This window comes from Saccharopolyspora sp. 7B, from assembly GCF_020177435.1.
Classification (GTDB): Bacteria; Actinomycetota; Actinomycetes; order Mycobacteriales; family Pseudonocardiaceae; genus Saccharopolyspora_C; species Saccharopolyspora_C gregorii.
Genome location: NZ_JAIUKC010000090.1, coordinates 1 through 24,407 on the forward strand (window position 1 = coordinate 1; position 24,407 = coordinate 24,407).

The 24,407-nt window shown below is 72.9% G+C and carries 23 protein-coding genes; 13 read left to right on the forward strand and 10 right to left on the reverse strand.

The genetic code is table 11. The features are described from left to right. Positions 1-154: 154 nt before the first annotated feature. Positions 155-1,255, reverse strand: coding sequence for a transaldolase (tal, locus tag LCD33_RS15265; RefSeq protein WP_224957693.1), 1,101 nt, complete (start codon positions 1,253-1,255; stop codon positions 155-157). Positions 1,256-1,269: 14 nt separating this feature from the next. Next, a complete protein-coding gene (tkt, locus tag LCD33_RS15270) occupies positions 1,270-3,369 on the reverse strand; it encodes a transketolase (RefSeq protein WP_224957692.1) in 2,100 nt (699 codons plus the stop codon). 619 nt (positions 3,370-3,988) lie between these two features. Between tkt and LCD33_RS28935 the strand changes: the two genes are divergently transcribed. The 3 genes from LCD33_RS28935 (at position 3,989) to LCD33_RS15280 (ending at position 6,164) form a co-directional block, all read left to right on the forward strand. Further along, positions 3,989-4,117, forward strand: a complete 129-nt coding sequence (locus tag LCD33_RS28935) for a hypothetical protein (protein ID WP_255617526.1) — start codon at positions 3,989-3,991, stop codon at positions 4,115-4,117. Next, positions 4,114-5,058, forward strand: a complete 945-nt coding sequence (locus LCD33_RS15275) for a heme o synthase (protein WP_224977978.1) — start codon at positions 4,114-4,116, stop codon at positions 5,056-5,058. Before LCD33_RS28935 ends, LCD33_RS15275 begins: the two co-directional genes overlap by 4 nt. 122 nt (positions 5,059-5,180) lie before the next feature. Next, a complete protein-coding gene (locus LCD33_RS15280; protein WP_224977979.1) occupies positions 5,181-6,164 on the forward strand; it encodes a DUF2157 domain-containing protein in 984 nt (327 codons plus the stop codon). Positions 6,165-6,241: 77 nt separating this feature from the next. On the opposite strand, the gene LCD33_RS15285 is transcribed toward LCD33_RS15280, so the two are convergent. Together LCD33_RS15285 and LCD33_RS15290 are read right to left on the reverse strand one after the other, a co-directional pair. Beyond that, on the reverse strand, positions 6,242-7,177 hold the full coding sequence (locus LCD33_RS15285) for an ABC transporter substrate-binding protein (protein WP_224977980.1): 936 nt from the start codon (positions 7,175-7,177) through the stop codon (positions 6,242-6,244). Positions 7,178-7,229: 52 nt separating this feature from the next. Further along, the gene (locus LCD33_RS15290) at positions 7,230-8,198 is read right to left on the reverse strand and encodes a quinone oxidoreductase (protein ID WP_224957685.1); all 969 of its coding nucleotides are present in this window, start codon (positions 8,196-8,198) and stop codon (positions 7,230-7,232) included. Between the two features lie 146 nt (positions 8,199-8,344). On the opposite strand from LCD33_RS15290, the gene LCD33_RS15295 reads away from it, so the two are divergent. The 3 genes from LCD33_RS15295 to LCD33_RS15305 all read left to right on the forward strand — a co-directional run bounded on the left by LCD33_RS15295 (position 8,345) and on the right by LCD33_RS15305 (position 10,116). Then, on the forward strand, positions 8,345-8,662 hold the full coding sequence (locus LCD33_RS15295) for a hypothetical protein (protein ID WP_224957682.1): 318 nt from the start codon (positions 8,345-8,347) through the stop codon (positions 8,660-8,662). After that, on the forward strand, positions 8,659-9,531 hold the full coding sequence (locus tag LCD33_RS15300) for a hypothetical protein (protein WP_224977981.1): 873 nt from the start codon (positions 8,659-8,661) through the stop codon (positions 9,529-9,531). Before LCD33_RS15295 ends, LCD33_RS15300 begins: the two co-directional genes overlap by 4 nt. Positions 9,532-9,624: 93 nt before the next feature. Further along, positions 9,625-10,116, forward strand: a complete 492-nt coding sequence (locus LCD33_RS15305; protein WP_224957679.1) for a GbsR/MarR family transcriptional regulator — start codon at positions 9,625-9,627, stop codon at positions 10,114-10,116. A gap of 17 nt (positions 10,117-10,133) precedes the next feature. Here LCD33_RS15305 and LCD33_RS15310 read toward each other — a convergent pair whose 3' ends face one another. From LCD33_RS15310 to mptB, 5 genes are all read right to left on the reverse strand, one after another. Next, positions 10,134-11,078, reverse strand: a complete 945-nt coding sequence (locus LCD33_RS15310; RefSeq protein ID WP_255615117.1) for a COX15/CtaA family protein — start codon at positions 11,076-11,078, stop codon at positions 10,134-10,136. A gap of 68 nt (positions 11,079-11,146) precedes the next feature. Next, a complete protein-coding gene (locus LCD33_RS15315; RefSeq protein ID WP_224977982.1) occupies positions 11,147-12,040 on the reverse strand; it encodes a hypothetical protein in 894 nt (297 codons plus the stop codon). Between the two features lie 48 nt (positions 12,041-12,088). Then, positions 12,089-12,811, reverse strand: coding sequence for an ABC transporter permease (locus LCD33_RS15320; protein WP_224957726.1), 723 nt, complete (start codon positions 12,809-12,811; stop codon positions 12,089-12,091). A 131-nt stretch (positions 12,812-12,942) separates the two neighbouring features. Next, on the reverse strand, positions 12,943-13,884 hold the full coding sequence (locus LCD33_RS15325) for an ABC transporter ATP-binding protein (protein ID WP_374108094.1): 942 nt from the start codon (positions 13,882-13,884) through the stop codon (positions 12,943-12,945). Positions 13,885-13,934: 50 nt separating this feature from the next. After that, complete coding sequence (gene mptB, locus LCD33_RS15330) at positions 13,935-15,671, reverse strand: polyprenol phosphomannose-dependent alpha 1,6 mannosyltransferase MptB (protein ID WP_224977983.1); 1,737 nt, start codon at positions 15,669-15,671, stop codon at positions 13,935-13,937. A 130-nt stretch (positions 15,672-15,801) separates the two neighbouring features. Between mptB and LCD33_RS15335 the strand changes: the two genes are divergently transcribed. The 7 genes from LCD33_RS15335 to LCD33_RS15365 are packed head-to-tail and all read left to right on the forward strand — an operon-like array spanning position 15,802 to position 22,333. Beyond that, positions 15,802-16,653, forward strand: a complete 852-nt coding sequence (locus LCD33_RS15335) for a metalloregulator ArsR/SmtB family transcription factor (protein ID WP_224967061.1) — start codon at positions 15,802-15,804, stop codon at positions 16,651-16,653. Beyond that, entirely contained in the window at positions 16,650-18,113 is a 1,464-nt protein-coding gene (gene sufB, locus LCD33_RS15340) for a Fe-S cluster assembly protein SufB (protein WP_224957675.1), read from the forward strand. The genes LCD33_RS15335 and sufB overlap by 4 nt, the downstream gene beginning before the upstream one ends. A gap of 1 nt (position 18,114) precedes the next feature. Beyond that, a complete protein-coding gene (sufD, locus tag LCD33_RS15345) occupies positions 18,115-19,305 on the forward strand; it encodes a Fe-S cluster assembly protein SufD (RefSeq protein ID WP_224957674.1) in 1,191 nt (396 codons plus the stop codon). 48 nt (positions 19,306-19,353) lie between these two features. After that, complete coding sequence (sufC, locus tag LCD33_RS15350) at positions 19,354-20,127, forward strand: Fe-S cluster assembly ATPase SufC (protein WP_224957672.1); 774 nt, start codon at positions 19,354-19,356, stop codon at positions 20,125-20,127. Next, positions 20,124-21,425, forward strand: a complete 1,302-nt coding sequence (locus LCD33_RS15355) for a cysteine desulfurase (RefSeq protein WP_224957671.1) — start codon at positions 20,124-20,126, stop codon at positions 21,423-21,425. Before sufC ends, LCD33_RS15355 begins: the two co-directional genes overlap by 4 nt. Positions 21,426-21,443: 18 nt before the next feature. Continuing rightward, positions 21,444-21,905 carry a Fe-S cluster assembly sulfur transfer protein SufU gene (gene sufU, locus LCD33_RS15360; RefSeq protein WP_224957670.1) on the forward strand — a complete coding sequence of 154 codons (462 nt, stop codon included), beginning with the start codon at positions 21,444-21,446 and terminating at the stop codon, positions 21,903-21,905. Next, the gene (locus tag LCD33_RS15365; protein ID WP_224957669.1) at positions 21,902-22,333 is read left to right on the forward strand and encodes a metal-sulfur cluster assembly factor; all 432 of its coding nucleotides are present in this window, start codon (positions 21,902-21,904) and stop codon (positions 22,331-22,333) included. The genes sufU and LCD33_RS15365 overlap by 4 nt, the downstream gene beginning before the upstream one ends. Before the next feature lie 120 nt (positions 22,334-22,453). On the opposite strand, the gene LCD33_RS15370 is transcribed toward LCD33_RS15365, so the two are convergent. Then, on the reverse strand, positions 22,454-24,244 hold the full coding sequence (locus LCD33_RS15370) for a GGDEF domain-containing protein (protein WP_224977984.1): 1,791 nt from the start codon (positions 24,242-24,244) through the stop codon (positions 22,454-22,456). Between the last annotated feature and the right edge of the window lie 163 nt (positions 24,245-24,407).

Sequence of the window (24,407 nt, forward strand, 5' to 3'; positions counted from 1 at the left end):
CCAGCCCACCGCGCACACCGCGGCCGAGAAGCACGAGGTGCTCAGCGGGCTCGGCCTCGACGGCACCGTGTGGGGCGCGGGCGGGGGGGGGCCCCGGCGCCCCCCCCCCCCGGGGGCGGGCGCGGGGCACACCCGCGGTGGAACGGCCGTTCGCCTACTTGGCCTGGTCGAGCTGCTCGCGCACGGTGTCGAGCAGTTCCTCCCAGGACTTCTCGAACTTCTCGACGCCCTCGCGCTCCAGCACCGCGAACACGTCGTCGAGGTCGATGCCGATCTCGGTCAGCGCGTCGAACACCTGCTGCGAGGCGTCCTTGGTGCCGCGGACCTGGTCGCCTTCGACCTGGGCGTGGTCGGCGGTGGCGAACAGCGTCGCCTCCGGCATGGTGTTCACCGTGTTCGGCGCCACCAGCTGATCGACGTAGCGGGTGTCGGAGTACGCCGGGTCCTTCACGCCGGTGGAGGCCCACAGCGGGCGCTGCGGCTTCGCACCGTCCGCGGCCAGCGCCTGGAAGCGGTCCGAGGAGAAGACCTCCTCGTAGGCGGCGTAGGCCAGCCGGGCGTTGGCGATGGCCGCCTTGCCCTGCAGGTCCTGGCCGCCTTCCACGCCCTCCAGCCGCTTGTCGATCTCGGTGTCCACGCGGGACACGAAGAACGAGGCGACCGAGGCGATGGTGTTCAGCGAGTGGCCGTTGGCCTTCGCCTGCTCCAGGCCCGCCAGGTAGGCGTCCATGACGTCCCGGTAGCGCTCCACGGAGAAGATCAGCGTCACGTTCACGCTGACGCCCTCGGCCAGCACCCGGGTGATCGCGGGCAGGCCCTCGACCGTCGCCGGGATCTTGACCATCAGGTTCGGCCGGTCGACGGCCTTCCACAGCTCCAGCGCCTCGGCGACGGTGCGGTCGGTGTCGTGGGCCAGCCGCGGGTCGACCTCCAGGGAGACCCGGCCGTCGTCGCCCGCCTCGTAGACGTTGCGGAAGACGTCGGCGGCGTCGCGCACGTCCTTCGTGGTCAGCTCGCGGACCGTGTCGTCCACGCCGGCGCCGCGGGCGGCGAGCTCGCGGACCTGGTCGTTGTAGTCGGCCGCGTTGGACAGCGCCTTCGCGAAGATCGTGGGGTTGCTGGTGACACCCACGACCGCGTAGTCGTTGATCAGCTCGGTCAGGTTGCCGGACGTGATCCGCTGGCGGGACAGGTCGTCCAGCCAGATCGCCACGCCCGCCTGGCTGAGCGCGGTGAGGTTCTGGTTGTTCGTCACTGCAATACCTCCACTCACGCGTTCGAGCGCGCGTTCTCCAGGCTCCGCCGGGCGGCGTCGACGACCGCCTCCGTGGTGAAGCCGAACTTCTCGAACAGGGTCTTGTAGTCCGCCGAGGCGCCGAAGTGCTCGATCGAGACGTTCTCGCCGAGGTCACCGGTGAACCGGTGCCAGGACTGGGCGATGCCGGCCTCGACGGAGACGCGGGCGCGCACCGACGGGGGCAGCACCTGCTCGCGGTAGGCCTTGTCCTGCCGGTCGAACCACTCGACGCACGGCATCGACACCACGCGGGTGGCAACGCCGTCGGCCTCCAGGATCTTCCTGGCCTCGACGGCCAGCTGGACCTCGGAGCCCGTGGCGATGATCACGAGCTCGGGGGTGCCGGAGGACGCCTCGGCCAGCACGTAGCCGCCCTTGGCGACGCCCTCGGCGTCGGTCCCCTCCAGCGTCGGCACGCCCTGGCGGGTCAGCGCCAGCCCGGCGGGGCCGCTGGTGTCCTCCAAGATCGCCTTCCAGGAGAAGGCGGTCTCGTTGGCGTCCGCGGGGCGGACCACCGACAGGCCGGGGATGGCGCGCAGCGAGGAGAGCTGCTCGATCGGCTGGTGCGTCGGGCCGTCCTCGCCCAGGCCGATCGAGTCGTGCGTCCACACGTAGATCGTCGGGGCGTTCATCAGCGCCGCGAGCCGCACCGCGGGCCGCATGTAGTCGCTGAAGATCAGGAAGGTGCCGCCGTACGGGCGGGTGCCGCCGTGCAGTGCGATGCCGTTGAGGATCGAGCCCATCGCGTGCTCGCGGACGCCGAAGTGCAGCGTCCGGCCGTACGGCTGGGCGTTCCACATCCCGGTGGAGATGTGCTTCGGGCCGAACGAGTCGACGCCCTTCATCGTGGTGTTGTTGCTCTCCGCCAGGTCGGCGGAACCGCCCCACAGCTCCGGCAGCACGTCGGCGAGGGCGTTGAGCACCTCACCGGAGGCCTTGCGGGTGGCGACGCCCTTGCCGTCGGCCTCCCAGGTCGGCAGCTTCTCGGACCAGCCCGCGGGCAGCTCGCGGACCCGGATCCGCTCCAGCAGCGCCTTGCGGTCGGGGTGCTCGGCGGCCCACGCGTCGTAGGACTTCTGCCACTCGGCGTGCGCGGCCTTGCCCCGCTCCACGGCCTTGCGGGCGTGCGCGAGGACCTCGTCGGAGACCTCGAAGGTCTGCTCCGGGTCGAAGCCCAGCGCCTTCTTGATCTCGGTGATCTCCTCGCCGCCCAGCGCGGCACCGTGCGCCTTGCCGGTGTTCATCTTCGTCGGCGCGGGGAAGCCGATCACGGTGCGCAGCACGACCAGCGTGGGCTGCTCCGGCTTGCCCTTGGCCGCGTCCAGCGCGTCCAGGATGCTGGAGACGTCCTCGCCGCCGTCGACGGTGACGACGTGCCAGCCGTAGGCCTCGTAGCGCTTCGCGGTGTCCTCGGACAGCGCGATGCGGGTGTCGTCCTCGATGGAGATCTCGTTCGCGTCGTAGATCACCGTGAGGTTGCCCAGCTGCTGGGTTCCCGCGAACGAGGAGGCCTCGGAGGTGACGCCCTCCTCGATGTCGCCGTCGGAGGCGATCACGTAGATCTGGTGGTCGAACGGGCTCTCGCCCGGGGCCGACTCCGGGTCCAGCAGACCGCGCTCGCGGCGGGCGGCGACCGCCATGCCGACGGCCGTGGCCAGGCCCTGGCCCAGCGGGCCGGTGGTGGTCTCCACGCCGGGGGTGTGCCAGTACTCCGGGTGACCGGGGGTCTTGGAGTCCCAGGTGCGCAGGGCCTTGATGTCGTCCAGCTCCAGCCCGTACCCGGACAGGAACAGCTGGAGGTACAGCGTCAGGCTGGAGTGACCGGCGGACAGCACGAAGCGGTCGCGGCCGATCCAGTCGGCGTCGGTGGGGTCGTGCCGCATGACGCGCTGGAACAGCGCGTAGGCGGCGGGGGCCAGGCTCATGGCGGTGCCTGGGTGCCCGCTGCCGCATTTCTCGACCGCGTCGGCGGCCAGCACCCGGACCGTGTCCACGGCGCGCTGGTCCAACTCGGTCCAGTCTGCGGGCAGTCGCTTGGTGGTCAAGCGGGCAAGATCGTCGGTGACGGACACGGACGCAGCTCCAGTTTCCCTCGAAGCGGTCCTTCGCGGCTCCGGCGCGTCGCCCGCTGACCCGGACCGATTCGGACCGCAGTTATCCCTCGTCCAGCGGGCAGCCTAGTCGTGACCTCGTGGGCGCGCGGCGGCCCGCCTGAATTGATGCGGTCCCCCACCGGGGTGAGAGGATCGCGGGTCAACCGCCTGCATCGCCGGAGACCCCTCGTCGTGCGGCGCCGAACCGCGCCGGCCGGTGTTCGCGCAGCTCACCGGTGCCGCCACGGCCGTGCCCCCCGGGGTGTCGACGGTGCGTGCCCGGGGTGCCACGGCCGGTGCCCGGCCCGGTTCGCGGTGCGTAGCCCGCCCAGCGGCGCCTCGACCGCCGCGGGGCCGATCCCGCGACGGTGCGGCGGACCCCACCACCGGCAACGCGGCGCGGCGGGCGTGCCTTCCGCGCGGAGCGTGTCCGGTGGCTCACCCCACGGTACCGGCGCCGCCGGGTCCGGTCCCGGCCGCGAGGTATCCGGGGCGCGCGCCCGGACCCTGCGGGCGGCGCTGGGGTGTAGCGCGCCTACCATTCAGGGCGGTCGGTCGCCGTCGTTCCGGTGGTCACCCCGAGCTGACTAGGAGTCCCATGCCTGCGATGCGGTGCGCTTCGGGCGGACACCACGGCGCGGCCCCGGCCGCGGCGCGGACCGCGCTCCCCGGCGGTGCGGAGCACGGCGTGCGGCTCGCGGCGCGCGCGGCAGGGGCGGCCTCGTGACCAGCACCGAAACCCCGGTCGGCGGTGCGCAGCGGCACGCGCGGCGGCCCGGCGACCTGCTCAAGGCCTACCTCGGCCTGCTCAAGCCGCGCGTCATCGAGCTGCTGCTGGTCACCACCATCCCGGCGATGCTGCTGGCCGAGCGCGGCATCCCCTCGCCGTGGCTGGTGCTGTCCACCCTGGTCGGCGGCACCATGGCCGCGGGCAGCGCCAACGCGCTCAACTGCGTCGCCGACGCCGACATCGACCAGGTCATGCAGCGCACCAGGGCCCGGCCGCTGGTGCGCCACACCGTCTCCAACCGGCACGCGCTGCTGTTCGGGATCGCGCTGGGGCTCGGCTCGTTCGCGTTCCTGTGGGCGACGACGAACCTGCTGGCCGCGGTGCTGGCGGTCGCCACGATCCTGTTCTACGTCCTCGTCTACACGCTGCTGCTCAAGCGCCGCACCGCGCAGAACATCGTCTGGGGCGGGGCCGCCGGGTGCATGCCGGTGGTCATCGGCTGGGCCGGGGTGACCGGGCGGGTGGACTGGCCCGCGCTGGTCATGTTCGGGATCATCTTCTTCTGGACACCGCCGCACACCTGGGCGCTGGCGGTGAAGTACAAGGCGGACTACGAGCGCGCCGGCGTGCCGATGCTGCCCGTCGTCGCCGAACCGGCCTACGTGTCGCGGCAGATCGTCGCCTACAGCTGGCTGATGGTGCTGTGGACGCTGCTGCTCGCCCCCGCCACCGGGTGGCTCTACACCGCGTTCGCGGTGCTCTCCGGCGCCTGGTTCCTGTGGCTCGCGCACCGGTTGCACACCGCGACCAAGCGGGGCGAGCCGACGAAGCCGATGCGGCTGTTCCACATGTCCAACACGTACCTGATGATCGTGTGCGTGGCGCTGGCGGTGGACTCGGCACTGGGACTGCCGGTGCTGGGCTGGCCGTTCGCGTGATCGCCACGAGCTGAGCGGTCCGGCGCCGTCCCACCTGGTCGTCGCGCGGGCCGTCGCACCCTCCACCGCGGGCCCGGCCGCGTGTGCGACAGTCGGCGCGGATCACCGGTGGAGGGAGATCGATGAGCGCGGAACTGCCGCCGCGGCACCGGCAGGCGCTGGAGCGCCTCGTCGAACGCGGCACGCTGACCTCCGAGCAGGCCGATGCGGTGCGCGCCGAGCTCACCGCCGAACCCGCACCGCAGCGCGCGGGCGGGGTCTGGGAGGTCCTCGGGTACGCGGGCGGCGCACTCGTGATCGGCGGTGCGTCGCTGCTGGTCGGCATGTCCTGGGAGGTGTTGTCGACCGCGGCCCGGATCGGCCTGCTGGTCGCCGCCACCGCGGTGCTCGTGGTCGCGGGCGGACTCATCGCGGGCGGCCCGCGCGGTGCGCGGGAGCTCGCCGCCGATGCGCCCTCGCGGCGCAGCCGCATCGTGTCCGCACTGCTCGCGCTGGCCTCCGGGTCCGCGGCGATGGCGGTCGTGGCCGGGCTGGACGGTTCGGACTCCTCGCTGTCCGCGAGCGGGCTCGGGCTGGTCGCGGCCGCCGCCGGGTACGCGCTGCTGCCCGCGGTGCCGGGGCTGGTGGCGACCGGTGCCTTCGCATTCTGGTTCGCGCTCGCGCTGGCCGATGAGCTACCGGGCAGCGGGTCCGTGCCGCAGATGCTGGTGCTGATCGTGCTCGGCGGGCTGTGGGCGGTGCTCGCGGTGCGCGGTGTGCTCGACCGGCCGACCCGGGGCCGCGCGGGCCGGGTGCGGCGCGACGTGGGCTTCGGGATCGCGGCGGCGACGGCGCTCACCGGCGCCCAGTGGACCGTGATCGCGCACCAGTCGTGGAGCTACGCGATCACGTTCGTGCTGGCCGTCGGCTGCTTCGCCGCGTTCGTGGCGCTGCGCTCGGCGGTGCTGCTGGTGTTCGGCGTGCTCGGGGTGACCGTCGCGGTGCCGGAGGCGCTGTACCACTGGACCGGCGGTGCGCTCGGCGGGCCGCTGATCGTGCTGCTGGTGGGTGTGGTGCTGCTGGCGGCGGGCGGTTTCGGCCTGCGGCTGCGGAACCGGGTCGGCTAGCGCGGCCGGGCCTGCTTGGAGCGACCGGGCCTGCTTGGAGCGGCCGGTCGGCTGGAGCGGCCGGTCGACTGGAGCCCTCAGCCGGCGCGGAACCCGCGCAGCCGATCGAGGCCCCCGGGCGAGCCGATGCCGAGCAGTGGCGCGGCCCGCTCCAGCAGCAGCCCGGCCAGGTCGGCCAGCACCCAGCGCGCGCTGGGCAGCGAGGCCAGGGCCGCCCACTCGAACTGGTCGGCCTCGACCACCCGGCCCGCGCGCACCGCGGGCGAGGTCCGCAGCAGCGGCTGCTCCCGCACCGACCCGGCGTTGCCGCGCAGCACCACCAGCAGGTCCGCGTCGTGCTCGCCGAGCCGTTCGCCGGAGATCTCCGGGAACGGCAGCGGCCCGTCCGCGACCGCTTCCTGCGCAGGGGGCCGGGCCACGCCGAGCGCCCGCAGCACCTGTCCGGCGGCCGTCGAGCCGGACACCGTGGTGACCACCTCGTCGCCGCGGCCCGCGCCGAGCACCGAGATCGTCGGCATCCGGCGGGTCGCGAGGCGGGCGGCGAGCTCGGCGCGGTCCCGCTCGAAGGCCTCCCACGCGGCCACCGCGGCTCCGGCCGCGCCCACCGCCGCGCCGAGCGCGAGCGCGTCCGCGCGCACGTCCCCGGTGCGCCGCACCAGCCGCAACCGGGCCAGTCCGCGCAGCAGCTCCGCCGGGACCCCGGGCAGCCGGTGCCCGGCCAGCACCTCCGGGCGCAGGCGGGCCAGCGCCTCCAGGTCCAGTCCGCCCGCGCCGCCGAGGTCGAGCACCGGCGCGCCCTGCACGGCCGCGATCGCGGGCAGCACCGGGTCACCGGCGGTCACCGCCACCGTGCCCACCTGTTCGCGCCCCAGCAGCAGGGCGAGGCGAGCCGTCCCGCCGTCCAGGGTCACCAGTCCGCGGCCGGCTTCGGCCGGGACCGCTCGGCAGCCGCCGAGCAGCCCGGCCGCGAGCAGCGCCAGCGCACCGCGCCGCCCGATCACGCGATCGATCATGGTCGATCAGTCGGTCCCGGGGCACTCGGAGTTCCCGGGCGGGCGCTTCCGCTCAGGGCAGCAGCAGGAGCTTGCCCGTGCTGCGGCGCGCCTCCAGGTCTTCGTGCGCCCGGCCGGCCTGCTCCAGCGGGTAGCTGCCGCCGATGCGCACGTCGAGCTCACCCGCGCGCACCGCCTGGAAGATCTCCCCGGCCCGCCGGTCCAGCTCCTCCCGATCCAGCATGTGGTGCGCCAGCGACGGCCGGGTGAGGAACAGCGAGCCCCCCGAGTTCAGCCGCTGCGGGTCCACCGGCGGCACCGGCCCGCTGGACGCGCCGAACAGCGCGAGCGTCCCGCGCGGGCGCAGCGACGCGAGGCTGCCGTCGAAGGTGTCCTTGCCGACGCCGTCGTAGACCACGTCCACCCCGCGCCCGTCGGTGAGGTCGCGGACCTCCTCGGCCACGTCGGCGTCGGTGTAGCGGATGATCTCGTCGGCACCGGCCGCGCGCGCCAGCCGCTCCTTCTCGTCGGTGGACACGGTGCCGATCACGTTCCCGCCGCGCGCCTTGATCAGCTGGGTGAGCAGCAGTCCCACGCCGCCCGCCGCCGCGTGCACCAGCGCCGTCTCGCCGGGGCGGATCGGGTGGGTGGAGGTGACGAGGAAGTGCGCGGTCATGCCCTGCAGCATCGCGGCGGCCGCCGTCCGGTCGTCGACGCCGTCGGGGACGCGGACCGAGTTGCGCGCGGGCACCACGGCCTGCTCGGCGTAGCCGCCGGGCGTCATGGCCCACGCGATGCGGTCGCCGGGGGTGAATCCGGTGACGTCCGGGCCGACCTCGCGGACGGTGCCCGCGCCCTCCACGCCGGGGGTGAACGGCAGCGGCACGCTGTAGAGGCCGCTGCGCTGGTAGGTGTCGATGAAGTTCACCCCGGCCGCGGACACCTCCACCAACAGCTCACCGGACTGCGGGGTCGGCCGGTCCAGTTCGGCGGGCTCCAGCACCTCCGGTCCGCCGTGGGCCGGTACCCGAATCGCGCGCATGCGTGCCTCCTAGATCGCCTCGTCCGCCCGGCGCCGGGACGGCCGCCGGGGATCATCCCCACTCTCGCAGGCGCGGAGGCGGCCGGGCGGTGGCCTGGGTAACTGTTCGCCCCGTGTCGTCGGGGTGGTTGTCTAGGATCACCCGCATGGCAGCCGAGAACGACACCGAGCAGAGCACCGCGCCCGAGCCGAAGGCGATCGCCCGGGTGAAGGCGTTCGCCGCGGGCCACGGCGGTTCCGCGCGAGCCGTGGTGGAGAACCTCGGCCAGGCGGGCGCCCGCATCGTGCTGATCGGCGAGGACGGCGCGCTCGGCGACGTGCTGGTCGCAGGCGTCGCGGCGGGGGAGGCCGTGGTCGAGGCCGTCGAGCAGGTCACCGCGGGGGAGTGGGACGGCGACACGACCGCCGCGCTGCAGATCGGCCCGGCGCACCGCCGGAAGATGGCCGGCCCGCGGGCCCGGTGAGACCGGCACCTCGGGTCCTGCTCGCCAGCTGCGCCGAGCTGCCCCGCTCGAACGCCGACGACACCGACCTGCCGGAGGTGCTGGCCGAGCTGGGCGTGCCCGCGGCCTGGGCGCCGTGGGACGACCCGGCCGCGCCGTTCGATTCCGCCGAGCTCGTGGTGCTGCGCAGCACCTGGGACTACCCGCTGCGGCGCAAGGACTTCCTGGCCTGGTGCGAGTCGGTGCCCGCGCTGGTGAACCCGGCGCGGGTGGCGCGCTGGAACACCGACAAGACCTACCTCGCCGATCTGGCCGCGCGGGGCGTCCCGGTGGTGCCGACGGAGCTGATCGCACCGGGCGAACCGCTGCGCTGCCCGGACTTCGAGTTCGTGCTGAAGCCCTCGGTGGGGGCGAGCTCGCGGGGCGCGGCCCGGTTCGCGGTGGGGGAGCGGGACGCCGAGGCCGCGCACCTGGCCGCGCGCACCGCCGTGGATCACGCGGTGCTGGTGCAGCCCTACCAGCGGGCGGTGGACCGGGAGGGCGAGACGGCGCTGGTGTTCGTCGGCGGGGGTTATTCGCACGCGTTCGTGAAGGGCGCGATGCTGCCGGATCCGGCGGCGCCGGGGCCGGGACCGGGCGACCGCTTCGGGGTGGAGCCGGATGCGGCGCTACGCCGCGCGGCGGAGGACGCGGTGGACGCGGCGGCGGCGATTCACGGGATGCGCCGGTCCGAGCTGCTGTACGCGCGGGTGGACCTGGTGCGCCGGGAGGACGGGTCGCCGCTGCTGCTGGAGCTGGAGCTGACCGAACCGTCGTTGGGGTTCCGCCAGGCGGATCCGGGGGCGAAGCCGCGGTTCGCGTCGGCGGTGCGGGCGGCGCTGGCCGGGTGAGCCCGCTTCCGGGGCGTGTCGGGGTGGCTTCGCCGTTCTCCTGAGTCTATGGTTTCAGCATCGGTTGAAGTCGATCAGTCGGAGGCACCCGAGGTGACCGAGTACGCCCAGCGCACCGACCGTCCCGCCATGTCCGAGTGGATCGAGCAGATGGCCGCGCACTTCGAAGCGACCGAGGGCATGCCGCTCATCGCCGGACGGATCCTCGCGTTCCTGCTGATCTGCGACCCGCCGGAGCGCACCGCGGCCGAGCTCTCCCACGGGCTCAACGCCAGCAGCGGCTCCGTCAGCACCAACGTCCGGTTGCTGCTGCGCCTCGGGGTCATCTCCAAGACGACCCGGCAGGGCCGCGAGGCCGCGCTCTATCGCGTGGAGGAGCACCGCTGGCCGGAACTGGTCCGGCACCGCATGGAGCAGGTCACCGGGCTCGAACAGCTCACCGAGGACGGGCTGCGGATGTTCAGCGGCCAGGGGGAGCGGGCGCGGCGGCTGCGCACCGTGCACGAGTTCTACAAGTGGCTCTCCGGCGAGATGCCGCAGCTCTGGCAGCGGTGGGAGCGGGAGCGCCGCGCACTGCGCTACTGAGCCGGGCCGGGCAGCGGTCAAGCCGGGACGGGCTCCGCGGATTCGCCTGCCGGGACCCGCGGCACCGGCCCGCGGTAGCGGGACTCGCACCACAGCAGCGCGGTCGCCGTGATCACCAGGGTGGAACCGAGCACGTGCAGCACCACCAGCGCCCCGGGCACCCCGAGCACGTACTGCGCGGAGCCGAGCGCCCCCTGCGCCAGCACCAGCACGCACGCCGCGCCGTAGGCCTTCAGCAGCGCGCCGGTCGGGCGGGCGCCGCGCAGCCACACGCCGAACACCGCGAGCAGGCACACGTACGCCATCACCAGCAGGCCGTGCACCTGCACCAGCGTCGGCACCGGCACCACGAGCCGCGGCGTGTCGGCGTCCCCGGCGTGCGGCCCGGCCGCGGTCACCAGCGTGCCCGCGACCAGCATCGCCGCCGTCACCGCGGTGAGCGCCACCAGCAGCCGGCGCATCCGGGCCGGGAGCACCGGCGTCGCGGGCTCGTCGCCCTCGCCCGCGGCCTTGAACAGGTACGCGGCCAGCCAGATCAGCACGGCCGAGGCCATGAAGTGGATGGACACGCTCCACCAGCTCAGGTCCACCAGCACCGTGATGCCGCCGATGACGGCCTGCGCGAGCACGCCCAGCGGCATGACCAGCGCCAGCTTCACCAGGCGCGGCCGGTGCGGGCGCACCCGCCACGCGGCGATCAGGCAGGCCAGCGCGACGAACCCGACGAGGCCGGTCAGCGTGCGGTTGCCGAACTCGATCACTTGGTGCAGCGTCGCCACCTCGGGGTGGTCGACCGGGACCATGCTCCCCGGGAAGCACTGCGGCCAGGTGGGGCAGCCGAGGCCGGAGCCCGTCACCCGCACCACGGAACCCGTCACCGAGATCAGCGATTGGGTGATGAGGACGGCGAGCGCGAGCCAGCGCACCAGGCGGTGGTCGGCGGCCGGGATCCGGGACAGCATCGACGACGGCACGCATCGATGGTATTCGCCGCCCCGCACCGCCCGGCCGCCAGGTGGTGCGCCGCAGGTCACTCCACGCGCTTCTCGCGGGCGAAGGTGCCCTTCGGGAACGCGCCGGCCTTGAGCACCTGGGTGCTGAGCTTCTTGCCGTACCCGGCGAGGCGCTGCGCGTTCTCCGCGCCGAGGTGGGCCCAGGGGGCGGCGGCGAGCGCGTCGGTGCGCTGCTCGACGTCCTCCCGGAAGGCGACACCCCGCTCGGTGAGCCCGTCGTCGGCGTCGAGCAGGCCGCGGTCGGCGAGTTCGCGCTGCGCCTGCGCCCACTCCTCATCGGACCAGCCGCGGCTGGCCTGCGAGAACTGCCGGGAGAGTCCTTCGCCGCTCGCGGACTGCAGGACCAGCGCCTGCAGCCCGGTGAGGCCCACCGCCTGCAGCACTATCAGGTGGCCGTCGCCGCGGTGCTCGCGCAGCAGCGACTGGGCGTGCCAGAGCACCAGGTGCGGCTCGTCCGGCCACTCCAGGTCGGCGTGCCCGGCGTAGAGCGGGCGGGCTTCGGGACGGCAGGCCTCGGTGGCGCGGCGGGCGAGCGCGGCGGCCTCCGCGAGCTCCTCGGAGGCGATCGTCTCGGGGCCGAGCAGCTTGCGCAGCGCGGTGTCGGCGGCGCGGAACCGGGCGGCGACGACGGCTTCCGGGGTGGTGATCGTCCACGCGTGCGGGATGACCTCGGCGATCACCCGCGGGTTGAAGTTGTAGAAGGTGGCGGCGACGACTCCCGCGCCGACGGCGCCCATCGGGGCGGCGCGGCCGGCGAAGTAGCGCATCCGGGTGCCGTCGAGGCCGAGCGCGCCGAACTCCTCCTCGGCTTCGGGGCTGAAGTAGATCAGCGAGTGCAGCGGTTCCAGGCTGCGGTGGCAGGGGCGGGCCAGTTCGGTGCCGGGCGTCACGTCGGCGTGCTGCTCAGTCATGCTCTCACCCTACTTCCGGTAACCACCGGGTCCGGAAGTTCGGTCCGGTCAGGTGAGCCGAGTGGTGCGCACCGCCAGCGCCCCGGCCGCCGCGGCCCACGCCACCAGCACCAGCAGCGGCTGCCAGCCCGGCAGCGCCGCGTGCTCCAGCGCCGCCTCCAGCGAGGTCGCCAGCGCACCCGAGGGCAGCAGCCCGGCGATCGCGCCCACCGGGCCCGGCAGATCGCTCATCGGCAGTGCCAGCCCACCGGCCAGCAGCAGCACGAACCAGATCGCGTTCGCCACCGCCAGCACGATCTCCGCCCGGAACGCGCCGCCCACCAGCACCCCGGCCGCGCCGAACGCGAGGGTGCCCAGCACCAGCAGCGGCAGCGCCGCCACGATCCCCAGCGGGCTCGGCGTCCAGCCCAACAGCGCGGCCGTGATCCCCAGCAGCACCGCCTGCAGCGCCACCACCAGCAGCGTCGCCAGCACCCGGCCGCTGATCAGCGTCCAGCGCGGCAGCGCCGTCGCGGACAGCCGCTTGAGCACCCCGTAGCGGCGGTCGAAGCCGAGCGCGATGGCCTGCCCGGTGAACGCGGTGGACATCACGGCCAGCGCGAGGATGCGCGGCGCCACCGAGTCGACCCGCGGTTCCGGCACGGTGCCGATGTGCAGCGTGCTCAGCCCGATCAGCAGCGCCAGCGGGATGATCAGCGTGAGCAGCGCCTGCTCGCCGTGCCGGATGATCAGCAGCGCTTCGATCCGGGTGTGCGCGGCGAGCATCCGCAGCGCCCGTCCGCGTCCCGGGGCGGGCGCGAAGGTGCCCGCGGGGAACCGCTCGCCGGGGCGCGGGGCGTCCCGGTCGTCGCGGGCGAGTCCGGTCCCGGCGGTGCCGGTCCCCGTCTTGGCGGCGCCGTGGTTCACGAGCGCAACTCCCGTCCGGTCAGGTCCAGGAACACGTCCTCCAGGCTGCGCCTGCTCACCCGCAGCTCGTTGGCGAACACGCCGTGCCGTGCGCACCACGCGGTCACGGTGGAGACCACCTGCGGGTCGATGGTGCCGCGCACCACGTACCGGCCCGCGCGCTGCTCGACGGCCTCGTAGCCCTCGGGCAGCGCGGCCAGCAGCAGGCCGAGGTCGAGCGCGGGCTCGGAGTGGAACTTCAGCTCCTGCCTGCCCCGCGGGTCGGCGGTGAGCTCGGCGGTGGTGCCGTCGGCGACGGCGCGCCCGTGGTCGACGATGACGACCCGGTCGGCGAGCGCCTCGGCCTCGTCCATCAGGTGGGTGGTCAGCAGCACGCCGACGCCGTCCCGGCGCAGCGCGGCGACCAGGTCCCACACCAGGTGGCGGGCCTGCGGGTCGAGCCCGGCGGTCGGTTCGTCCAGGAACACCAGCTCGGGGCGGCCGACGAGCGCGCAGGCCAGCGACAACCGCTGCTGCTGTCCGCCGGAGAGCCGCTTGTACGGGGTGCGCCCGGCGGAGGTGAGCCCGAGGACGTCGAGCAGCCAGCGCGGGTCGATGGGGTCCGCGGAGCAGGTCGCGACCAGCTCCAGCATCTCGGCGGCCCGCACGCCCGGGTAGGCGCCGCCGCCCTGCGGCATGACGCCGATCCGGGGCCGCAGCCGTTCTCCCTGGGTGGCGGGGTCGAGCCCGAGCACCCGCACCGTTCCGCCGTCGGGCCGCTGGAAGCCTTCGCAGATCTCGACGGTGGTGGTCTTGCCCGCGCCGTTGGGTCCGAGCAGGGCGAGCACGCTGCCGCGCGGCATCCGCAGGTCGAGCCCGTCGACGGCCGTGGTGTCGCCGAAGCGCTTGGTCAGCCCGCGCACGTCCAGCGCGTCGCCGTCGGCGGCCGGTTCCTCGATCACCGGGCCGGGCGTGGGGGTGCTCGCGGCTTCGTTCACGACGTCCAAGCCTATGACGTGACGGGGCGCTCATCCGCCCGGGTCGGCAGCAGCGGCGGGACCTTGCCGCGCACGAGCCACAGCAGGATCCCGAAGGCGAGGATCGAGGCGATGACGGCGAACGGCACCTGGTAGGCCCGCAGGATGTAGGCGGCCCCGGTCGGCGGGACCACGAGCGCGACGATGGAGCAGATGGTGGCCGCGCCGATCCGGAAGCGGTGGTCGTTGGTGGCCAGCGACAGCGGCACCACCATCCACAGCAGGTACCAGGGGTGCAGCACCGGCCCGAACACGGCGAGCGTGCCGAGGGTGATGCCGAGCGCGGCCAGCGGTTCGATCCGGCCCTTGAACGACAGCCACAGCAGCCGCACGCACACCAGCCCGGTGATGGCGTATCCGAAGATCTTGGTGATGACCAGCATCGAGTTGGTGTGGTTGCCGAGGCCGAGCAGCATGCCGACCCCGCCGCCGGTCATGCCGAACGCGGTCATCGGCGCCAGCCAGGTCTTGATCCGGTTCGGCACGTCGTAGGTCTCGATCCAGCCGAGGCCCCAGCCGCTGGCCACCGTGATGATCGTCATGGTGCCGAGCATCAGCACGGCGAGCACGGCGGCGACGCCGACGAGGTCGCGCATCCGCCCGCCGCGCCTGCGGGCCACGTAGATGCCGAAGAAGCCGAGGGCCACGAAGCCGGGCGGTTTGATGGCCCCGCCGATGCTGAGCAGCACCCCGGCGACGACCACGCCGAGCGGTCCGCGCCAGCGCAGCCCGAGCTCGATGGCGGCGAGCATGATCCCGACCAGCAGCGCCTCGTTGTGCGCGCCGCTGACCACGTGGAACAGCGTGATCGGGTTGGCGGCCGAGAGCCACAGCGCGGCCACCGGGTGCACCCCGCAGCGGGCGGCGAGCCGCGGGATCGCCCAGATCGCCAGCATCAGACCGATGATCATCACGACCCGCCAGAGCAGCACGCCGAACACGACGTCGTCGCCGATGACGCGGCCGAGGTGCTGGCCGAACAGCAGGAACAGCGGACCGTAGGGCGAGGGCGTGTCGCGCCAGATGTTCGGCACGTTGGCGACCAGCGGGTGGTCCACGCCGAGCGCGGTGCCCGGTCCCAGCGTGTACGGGTTGATGCCCTGCGCGGCCACCGCGTTCTGCGCCAGGTACGTGTACATGTCGGTGCTGAACAGCGGCGGCGCGACGGCCAGCGGCAGCCCCCACATGACGATGGTGCGGTCCATCTGGGTGCGGCTGACCATCCGGTCCCGGCCGGGCCAGGACAGCTTGCCGAGCCAGAGCCACGCGGTGACGACCATGAGCATGCCGAGCCAGGCGCAGGCCATGGCGACGGTGGGGATGCGCGCGGGCAGCCCGAGCAGCCGGACCCCGATCAGCGGGTTGTCGACGGGAGCGGCGCCCGCGCCGATGGCGCCGAAGGCGAGCACCAGCGAGCCGGTGGTGCCGAAGCGGCGGACCAGGTCGAGCTGGCGGCGTTCGGGCGCGTCGAGCGGGGCGGGCTGCTGCGCGGCGGGCGCGTCGCCCGCGTAGGCGGTGTCGCTGCTGAGTGGGGCGTCGGCGACCCGGGTGGTGCCGCGTCCGTCCCGCTCAGCGCCGGTCGGTGCGGTCGCGGCGGCGTCCCGCGACCGGGTCGCGCCCCGGGGGGTGGTGCCGTCGGCCGGGGTGCCGGAGGTCGCTGACTCGCCCGGCCCGGCTTCGTCCTGCTGGTTCGTCTCGCCTGCGCCCACGGCACCGAAGCTTAGGGCAGTCGGTGGGCGGCCCGTCCCGCCGTCGCACAACCGCCGTTCGGGGTGATCCGGGTCACGTTGGCGGACCTGCGGTCTGGTGTGTCGGAGCTAAATAGGTAACATCGGTGTTGTGAAAAACGCCGGAACGCCACCTCCGGCTGCGGCCGCCGACTCGGGAGCCGCAGCCCCGGGTGCTGGTGCGCCGTCCGGGGACGGGCGGACCCGGCACTCGGTCGCCCGCCTCCTGCTGGAGCGCGGGCCGATCACCGCCGCGGCGGTGGCCGAAGCCCTCGGGCTCAGCTCGGTCGCGGTGCGCAGGCACCTCGACGCGCTGGTCACCGAAGGCGAGGCCTACACCAGGGAGTCCTCCGCCCGGCAGCGCCGGGGGAGGGGCAGGCCCGCGAAGCTGTTCCTGCTGACCGAGGTCGGCCGGGCCAGGTTCGGGCACGCCTACGACGACCTGGCCGTGGCGGCGCTGCGGTTCATCGCCGACACCGACGGTGAGCAGGCGGTGCGGGAGTTCGCGCGCAAGCGCATCGCCGCACTGGTCGCCCACCACCGGGAGGCGCTGGCCGCCGCGCGGACCAGGGCCGAACGGGCCGAGGTCCTCGCCGGTGCGCTGACTCGCGAGGGCTACGCTGCCTCGACGCGCAGCGTGGCCTCCGGTGAGCAGCTCTGCCAGCACCACTGCCCGGTGGCGCACGTCGCTGCGGACTTCCCGCAGCTGTGCGAAGCCGAGACGGAGGCCTTCGCCGAAGTCCTCGGTACCCACGTGCAGCGGTTGGCCACCATCGCCAACGGCGATGCGGCCTGCACGACGCACGTACCGCTCACGCGGTCCGAGCGAACCGCCGATCGCGGCCCGGAGACCCAGGTCATCCCGGCATCCGCGTCGGCCGAAACCGATCCGGCCGCCCACGACCGGTCCCAGACCGACGGGCGGCAGACCGCCCCGATTCCTGACGGAGGGGAGTCCGTATGACTGCCGCTGCCGAGCAGCGCACACCCACCACGGCGTCGAACAACTCTGGCCAGCTCAGCCAAGAGGAGACGCTGGCGACCCTGGGCAACTACGAGTACGGCTGGGCCGACAAGGACGTCGCGGGCGAAGGCGCGCGACGCGGGCTCAACGAGGACGTCGTCCGGGAGATCTCGGCCAAGAAGGACGAGCCGGAGTGGATGCTCGAAGCGCGGCTGAAGGCGCTGCGGCTGTTCGAGCGCAAGCCGATGCCGAACTGGGGCGCCGACCTGTCGGGCATCGACTTCGACAACATCAAGTACTTCGTGCGCTCGACCGAACAGCAGGCCCAGAGCTGGGAGGACCTGCCCGAGGACATCAAGAACACCTACGACCGGCTGGGCATCCCGGAAGCGGAGAAGCAGCGGCTCGTCGCCGGTGTCGCCGCCCAGTACGAGTCCGAGGTGGTCTACCACAAGATCCGCGAGGACCTTGAGGAGAAGGGCGTCCAGTTCCTGGACACCGACACCGCGCTGCGCGAGCACCCGGAGACCTTCAAGGAGTACTTCGGCTCGGTCATCCCGGCCGGGGACAACAAGTTCTCCGCGCTGAACACCGCGGTGTGGTCCGGCGGCTCGTTCATCTACGTGCCGAAGGGCGTGCACGTCGACATCCCGCTGCAGGCCTACTTCCGGATCAACACCGAGAACATGGGCCAGTTCGAGCGGACGCTGATCGTCGTCGACGAGGACGCCTACGTCCACTACGTCGAGGGCTGCACCGCCCCGATCTACTCCAGCGACTCGCTGCACTCGGCGGTCGTGGAGATCGTGGTCAAGAAGGGCGCTCGCTGCCGCTACACGACCATCCAGAACTGGTCGAACAACGTCTACAACCTGGTCACCAAGCGGGCCAAGGCCGAAGAGGGCGCAACCATGGAGTGGGTCGACGGCAACCTCGGCTCCAAGGTCACCATGAAGTACCCGTCGGTGTTCCTGATGGGCGAGCACGCCAAGGGCGAGGTGCTCTCGGTGGCGTTCGCCGGTGAGGGCCAGCACCAGGACGCGGGCGCGAAGATGGAGCACATGGCTCCGCACACCTCCTCGACGATCGTCTCCAAGTCGATCGCCCGCGGTGGTGGCCGCACCTCCTACCGGGGTCTGGTCAAGGTCGCCAAGCGCGCCAACCACTCGGCCTCCACGGTCAAGTGCGACGCGCTGCTGGTCGACACGATCAGCCGCTCGGACACCTACCCGTACGTCGACGTGCGCGTCGACGACGTGTCCATGGGCCACGAGGCCACCGTCTCCAAGGTCAGCGACGACCAGCTGTTCTACCTGATGCAGCGCGGTCTGACCGAGGACGAGGCGATGGCGATGATCGTGCGCGGCTTCGTGGAGCCGATCGCGCGGGAGCTGCCCATGGAGTACGCGCTGGAACTGAACCGCCTGATCGAGCTGCAGATGGAAGGGGCCGTCGGCTGACATGACGAGCACCACTGACACCGCCGACGCCCAGCACGGCCTGACCGAGCACAGCCACGGGGGCGCGGTCGTGCCGCAGTCCTCCCGCGGCGAGCGCTTCACCTCCTACGACGTCGAGGCCTTCGAGGTCCCCGGCGGCCGCGAGGAGGACTGGCGGTTCACCCCGATCAAGCGGCTCAAGGGGCTGCACGACGGCACCGCGAAGGCGACCGCCTCGCTGAACGTCGAGGTCGAGGCGAGCGCCGAGGTCACGGTCGAGACCGTCGGCCGCGACGACGAGCGCCTCGGCAAGGGCGGCGTGCCCGCCGACCGGATCGCCGCGCAGGCCTGGAGCTCCTTCGAGCAGGCCACCGTCATCACCATCCCGAAGGACGTGCAGCCGGCCGAGCCGGTCAGCGTCGTCGTGCACGGCCCCGGCGAGGGCGAGACGGCGTTCGGGCACATCCAGATCCGCGCCGAGCGGTTCGCCGAAGCGGTCGTCGTCCTCGACTACCGCGGCTCCGGCGTGCTGGGCGAGAACGTCGAGTTCATCACCGACGACTCCGCCCGGCTCTCGGTCGTGTCCGTGCACGACTGGGCCGACGACGCGACCCAGGTCAGCTCCGAGCACGCCTACCTGGGCCGGGACGCGGTGTTCCGGCACCTGGCGGTGACCCTCGGCGGCGACCTGGTCCGGGTCAACACCACGATCACCTACGGGGACAAGGGCGGGGACGCCGAGCTGCTCGGCCTGTACTTCGCCGACGCGGGCCAGCACCTGGAACACCGGATGCTGGTCGACCACGCGCAGCCGAACTGCCGCAGCAACGTGCTCTACAAGGGCGCGCTGCAGGGCGACGCGGCGCACTCGGTGTGGATCGGCGACGTGCTGATCCGGGCCGCGGCCGAAGGCACCGAGACCTTCGAGCTGAACCGGAACCTGGTGCTCACCGAAGGCGCCCGCGCCGACTCGGTGCCGAACCTGGAGATCGAGACCGGTGAGATCGAAGGCGCCGGTCACGCCAGCGCCACCGGCCGGTTCGACGACGAGCAGCTGTTCTACCTGCAGGCCCGCGGCATCCCGAAGGAGCAGGCCCGCCGACTGGTGGTCCGCGGCTTCTTCGGCGAGATCCTGCAGAAGATCACGGTGCCCGCGGTCCGGGAGCGGCTGGAGGCCGCGATCGAGGCCGAGCTGGCCGTCGTCGGCGCCTGACGCCGCCCCCTCACTCCCTTTCCCCACGTACCAGGAGAACACAGCACAATGGCCACCCTGGAGATCAAGGACCTGCACGGTTCCGTCCTCACCGAGGAAGGCGCCAAGCCGATCCTCAACGGCGTGAACCTCACGATCGACTCCGGCCAGATCCACGCGATCATGGGCCCGAACGGTTCCGGCAAGTCCACCCTGGCCTACGCCATCGCCGGGCACCCCAAGTACCAGATCGACTCCGGCTCCGTCCTGCTCGACGGCGAGGACGTGCTGGAGATGAGCGTGGACGAGCGCGCCCGCGCCGGCCTGTTCCTCGCCATGCAGTACCCGGTGGAGGTGCCGGGCGTGTCCATGTCGAACTTCCTGCGCACCGCCGCCGGTGCCGTCCGCGGTGAGGCCCCGCAGATCCGGCACTGGGTCAAGGAGGTCAAGCAGGCGATGACCGAGCTCGACATCGACCCGTCGTTCGCGGAGCGCAGCGTCAACGAGGGCTTCTCCGGCGGCGAGAAGAAGCGGCACGAGATCCTGCAGCTGGACCTGCTGGACCCGAAGTTCGCCATCCTCGACGAGACCGACTCCGGCCTCGACGTCGACGCGCTGCGGGTCGTGTCCGAGGGCGTCAACCGGTACACGTCCAAGGGCGACAAGGGCGTGCTGCTGATCACGCACTACACCCGCATCCTGAACCACATCACGCCGGACCACGTGCACGTGTTCGCCGGCGGCAAGGTCGTCGAGTCGGGCGGGCCGGAGCTGGCCGACGAGCTCGAGAAGAACGGCTACGTGCGGTTCACCGGCAAGAAGGAGGCCGTCGCGCAGTCATGACCGCTCAGCCCCTCACCACTGCCGGTGCGGCCGCGGGCCCGCTGGACGTCGCGGCGATCCGCTCCGACTTCCCGATCCTGGGCCGCACGATCCGCGACGACCGGCGCCTGGTGTACCTGGACTCGGGGGCGACGTCGCAGCGCCCCCGCCAGGTGCTGGACGCGGAGCGCGCCTTCGTGGAGACCTCCAACGCGGCGGTGCACCGCGGTGCCCACCAGCTCGCGGAGGAGGCCACCGACGCCTACGAGGACGCCCGCGCCAAGATCGCCCGCTTCGTGGGTGCCGGGGTGGACGAGGTCGTGTTCACCAAGAACGCGACCGAGGGCGTCAACCTGGTCGCGTACGCGATGAGCAACGCCGCGACGTCCGGTCCCGAGGCGGAGCGCTTCCGCCTCGGCCCGGGCGACGAGGTCGTGGTCAGCGAGATGGAGCACCACGCGAACCTCGTGCCGTGGCAGGAGCTGTGCCGCCGCACGGGGGCGACGCTGCGCTGGTTCGGCGTCACCGAGGACGGCAGGCTCGACCTGTCCGACGTGTCCGCGGTGATCACCGAGCGGGCCAAGGTCGTCGCCGTCGCGCACCAGTCCAACGTGCTCGGCACGGTGAACCCGCTCGACGAGGTCGTGGCGCGGGCGCACCAGGTCGGCGCGCTGGTCGTGCTCGACGCGTGCCAGTCGGTGCCGCACGCGCCGGTGGACTTCGCCGAGCTCGACGTGGACTTCGCGGTGTTCTCCGGGCACAAGATGCTCGGGCCCTCCGGGGTCGGCGTGCTCTACGGGCGGCACGAGCTGCTGCGCGCGATGCCGCCGTTCATCACCGGCGGGTCGATGATCGAGATGGTGCACATCGACCGCGCCACGTTCGCCGAACCGCCGCAGCGGTTCGAGGCGGGCGTGCCGATGACCTCCCAGGTCGTCGGGCTCGGCGCGGCCGTGGACTACCTGTCGGTGGTCGGCATGGAACGCATCGCCGCGCACGAGAAGAAGCTGGCCGCGGCGGCGCTCGACGAGCTGTCGGCGATCGACGGGGTGCGCATCATCGGCCCCGCCACCACCGAGGCCCGCGGTGCCACGGTCGCGTTCGTGGTCGAAGGGGTGCACCCGCACGACGTCGGCCAGGTGCTCGACAGCCAGGGCGTCGAGGTGCGCGTCGGTCACCACTGCGCGTGGCCGCTGCACCGGGCGTTCGGCGTGCCCGCGACGGTCCGCGCCAGCTTCTACCTGTACAACGATCTGGACGAGGTCCGGGCGCTCGGGGAAGCTGTGCGGGAGGCCCAGCGTTTCTTCGGTGTCGGGTGAACGGCTGAAGGACGTGTGATGCAGCTCGAACAGATGTACCAGGAGATCATCCTGGACCACTACCGCAACCCGCACGGGCACGGCCTGCGGGACCCGTTCGACGCGGAGTCCTCGCAGGTCAACCCGGTGTGCGGGGATGAGGTGACGTTGCGGGTCCGGCTGGCGGGCAACGGCCTCGACGCCACCGTCGAAGACGTCTCCTACGAGGGGCAGGGCTGTTCGATCAGCCAGGCCTCGATCTCCGTGCTCACCGACCTCGTCGTCGGCAAGTCGGTGAAGGAGGCGATGGGCAGGCAGGCCGCGTTCAGCGAACTCATGCAGGGTCGCGGCCAGGTCGAACCCGACGAGGACGTCCTGGAGGACGGCATCGCCTTCGCGGGGGTGGCGAAGTACCCGGCGCGCGTGAAGTGCGCGCTGCTGGGCTGGATGGCTTTCAAGGACGCCGTTTCGCGCGTCGTCGACGAAGTGGGAGCGTCATGACAGACCGAACCCAGGTGCAGGACGAGCAAGCAGCCGCGGGCGAGGCCACCGACGTGGCGCGCGGCGCCGAGAACCTCCCGGAGCCCCCGGCTCCGGCAGCGGAACTCGCCGCGCTCGAAGACGTCGAAGAGGCGCTGCGCGACGTCGTGGACCCCGAACTGGGGATCAACGTCGTCGACCTCGGCCTCGTCTACGACGTGCGCGTGGAGCAGGACAACAGCGCCACGGTGGACATGACGCTGACCTCGGCGGCCTGCCCGCTGACCGACGTGATCGAGGAGCAGGCCCGCTCCGCGCTCACCGGCGGTCCGGGCGGCGGCCTGGTCAGCGACTTCCGCATCAACTGGGTGTGGATGCCGCCGTGGGGCCCGGAGAAGATCACCGAGGAGGGGCGCGAGCAGCTGCGCGCGCTCGGCTTCACCGTCTGACCCGGACCGAACCGGTTCGCAGCGCGGCCCCCGGCGGGACTCCGGTCCCGAGCCGGGGGCCGCCGCGCGTTCCGGGGTCGGCAGCCCGGGGATCAGCCGCCGGGGTCGGCAGCCCGGGAATCAGCGCAGCCGGGACTGCGGCCGGCGCCGGTCCGGGTCGTGCGCCGGGAAGATGCCGCCCGCCGGGTCGTCCGGCACGGCGAACGGCTGCGGCGCCGGTTTCCCGCGCAGCACGTCCACGTGGTCCGAACCGGGGCGCGACATCACCCAGCTCGACCCGGTGAGGTCCTTCGCGCGGTGCTTCAGCGGCGCCAGCAGCCGGGACGCCTCGTCGTAGCCGGTCACGGTGCTCTGCGTGCACACCAGCGTCGCCAGCGACAGCGTCACCGGCACCCCGCCCGCCTCCCGCGGCGGGTCCAGCAGCAGCTCGGACAGCGGTACCAGGTCGTCCAGATCGGCGACCAGCAGGAAGTCGTCGCCGCCGACGTGCCCGACGCGCACCGACGGCAGCGAGGTCGCCGCATCCGTCAGCACCCGCCCGATCGACCGGATCAGGTCGTCCCCCGCGGAGAACCCGGCGCCGTCGTTGACCGACTTGAACTCGTCGATGTCCAGCCAGCTCACCGCGAACACGTCCCCGGCGGCGATCCGCCTGCCCACGTCCCTGGCGATGGAGTCGCTGCCGGGCAGTCTGGTCAGCGGGTTCAGCGCCGCCGCCTCCTCCACCTTCAGGTCCGCCATGCCGCGGATGAGGTGCCCGGCCCGCACCGCGCCCAGGCAGCGGCCGGACTCGTCGACGACGATCGCGTCATCGTACATCCGGTACTGGTCGGACCGGGTGACCAGGCTCAACGCCTCGATGGCGGTGGTCGCGGTGGTGACCACGCGGGGTTCGTCGGCCAGCCGCGAAGCCGGGCGCTTCGCGTGCAGCGCGTGCCCGTACGGACCGGTGACGGCGAGCAGGAACCGGTTGCGGTCGATGGTGTACTGCGGCGGGGGGGGGTCGGCGACGAGCACGACCGCGCTGATCTCGGGGTGGTCGGCGAGCACGCCGCGCACCTTGTCGGCGGTCGCGTCCACCGGCAGCAGCGTGGCTGGGGAGAGGAACTCGGTGACCCGCGGGCCGGCGGCGAGCGTGTTCACCGGCTGCCCGGCCGGGTCGGTGACCTCGGCGGCCACGCCCGGGACGGTGATCGTGGTCGGAGGCCGGCGCGCGGGCGGGGCCAGCAGGTTGCCCTGCACCAGCCGCACCCCGGTGCGCCGCAGCGCCGAGAGCTGCCGGTCGTTCTCCACGCCTTCGGCGACGAGGTCGGCGTCCGCGGCCTCGCACAGGTGCCGCACCGCCTCCAGCACCGCCCGGCGCGCCGCCGAATCCGGCAGGCCGCTCACCACGCCCCGGTCCAGCTTCACCATGCCCGGTTCCATGTCGGCGATGAGCGCCAGCGGCACGTCACCGTCGCCGACGCCGTCCACCGCGATCTGGAAGCCGTCGGCCTTGAGCGCCTGCACGCCCTCCACCAGCTGCGCCGGGTCGAGGCGGGCGAACGGCGGGCCGATCTCCAAGGTCACCTCGTGCTCGCGGCGGCCCACCTCGTGCAACCGTTCCCGCAGCCGTTCGATGCGGGGCAGGTCGTGGGTGACGGTGCCGCCGAAGAGGTTGAGGTGCAGCGGTAACAGCGTCTCGTGGTCGGCGGCCGCGGTCACGGCGCTGCGCGCCAGCTCGACGTCGAGCTCGGTGAGCCTGCGGTGCCGGGCCGCTTCCCGGAACAGGTCGTGCACGTCCCCACCGGTGGGCCGGGCGAGGGCCTCCACCGCCACGATGGCACCGGTCTTGACGTTGATCAGGGGCTGGAACGCGAAGCGCACTTCGTTGACCAGCGCGAGCACGGGGTCGATGCTGCCTGCACTCATGGCTCTCCATCGAGCGGGTTCACGACCTGTTCACCGACATCTCAGCTGCTCCTCGTCTGGGGACGGGGGGTTGCCGGACGCCAACCTAGCGCGACGAACCGTCCTCGGGCACCCAGCTCGCCCACCCGCTGTGGGAACCGACACAGCGTCCTGACGTGCGGGT

What these genes read in the sequence shown, in the direction of transcription:
- LCD33_RS28935 (WP_255617526.1), top strand. Translation starts at nt 3,989, where the DNA reads ATGCCTGCGATGCGGTGCGCTTCGGGCGGACACCACGGCGCGGCCCCG.
- LCD33_RS15280 (WP_224977979.1), top strand. Translation starts at nt 5,181, where the DNA reads ATGAGCGCGGAACTGCCGCCGCGGCACCGGCAGGCGCTGGAGCGCCTC.
- LCD33_RS15285 (WP_224977980.1), bottom strand. Translation starts at nt 7,177, where the DNA reads ATGATCGATCGCGTGATCGGGCGGCGCGGTGCGCTGGCGCTGCTCGCG.
- LCD33_RS15290 (WP_224957685.1), bottom strand. Translation starts at nt 8,198, where the DNA reads ATGCGCGCGATTCGGGTACCGGCCCACGGCGGACCGGAGGTGCTGGAG.
- LCD33_RS15295 (WP_224957682.1), top strand. Translation starts at nt 8,345, where the DNA reads ATGGCAGCCGAGAACGACACCGAGCAGAGCACCGCGCCCGAGCCGAAG.
- LCD33_RS15310 (WP_255615117.1), bottom strand. Translation starts at nt 11,078, where the DNA reads ATGCTGTCCCGGATCCCGGCCGCCGACCACCGCCTGGTGCGCTGGCTC.
- LCD33_RS15315 (WP_224977982.1), bottom strand. Translation starts at nt 12,040, where the DNA reads ATGACTGAGCAGCACGCCGACGTGACGCCCGGCACCGAACTGGCCCGC.
- sufB (WP_224957675.1), top strand. Translation starts at nt 16,650, where the DNA reads ATGACTGCCGCTGCCGAGCAGCGCACACCCACCACGGCGTCGAACAAC.
- sufD (WP_224957674.1), top strand. Translation starts at nt 18,115, where the DNA reads ATGACGAGCACCACTGACACCGCCGACGCCCAGCACGGCCTGACCGAG.
- sufC (WP_224957672.1), top strand. Translation starts at nt 19,354, where the DNA reads ATGGCCACCCTGGAGATCAAGGACCTGCACGGTTCCGTCCTCACCGAG.
- LCD33_RS15355 (WP_224957671.1), top strand. Translation starts at nt 20,124, where the DNA reads ATGACCGCTCAGCCCCTCACCACTGCCGGTGCGGCCGCGGGCCCGCTG.
- sufU (WP_224957670.1), top strand. Translation starts at nt 21,444, where the DNA reads ATGCAGCTCGAACAGATGTACCAGGAGATCATCCTGGACCACTACCGC.
- LCD33_RS15365 (WP_224957669.1), top strand. Translation starts at nt 21,902, where the DNA reads ATGACAGACCGAACCCAGGTGCAGGACGAGCAAGCAGCCGCGGGCGAG.
- LCD33_RS15370 (WP_224977984.1), bottom strand. Translation starts at nt 24,244, where the DNA reads ATGAGTGCAGGCAGCATCGACCCCGTGCTCGCGCTGGTCAACGAAGTG.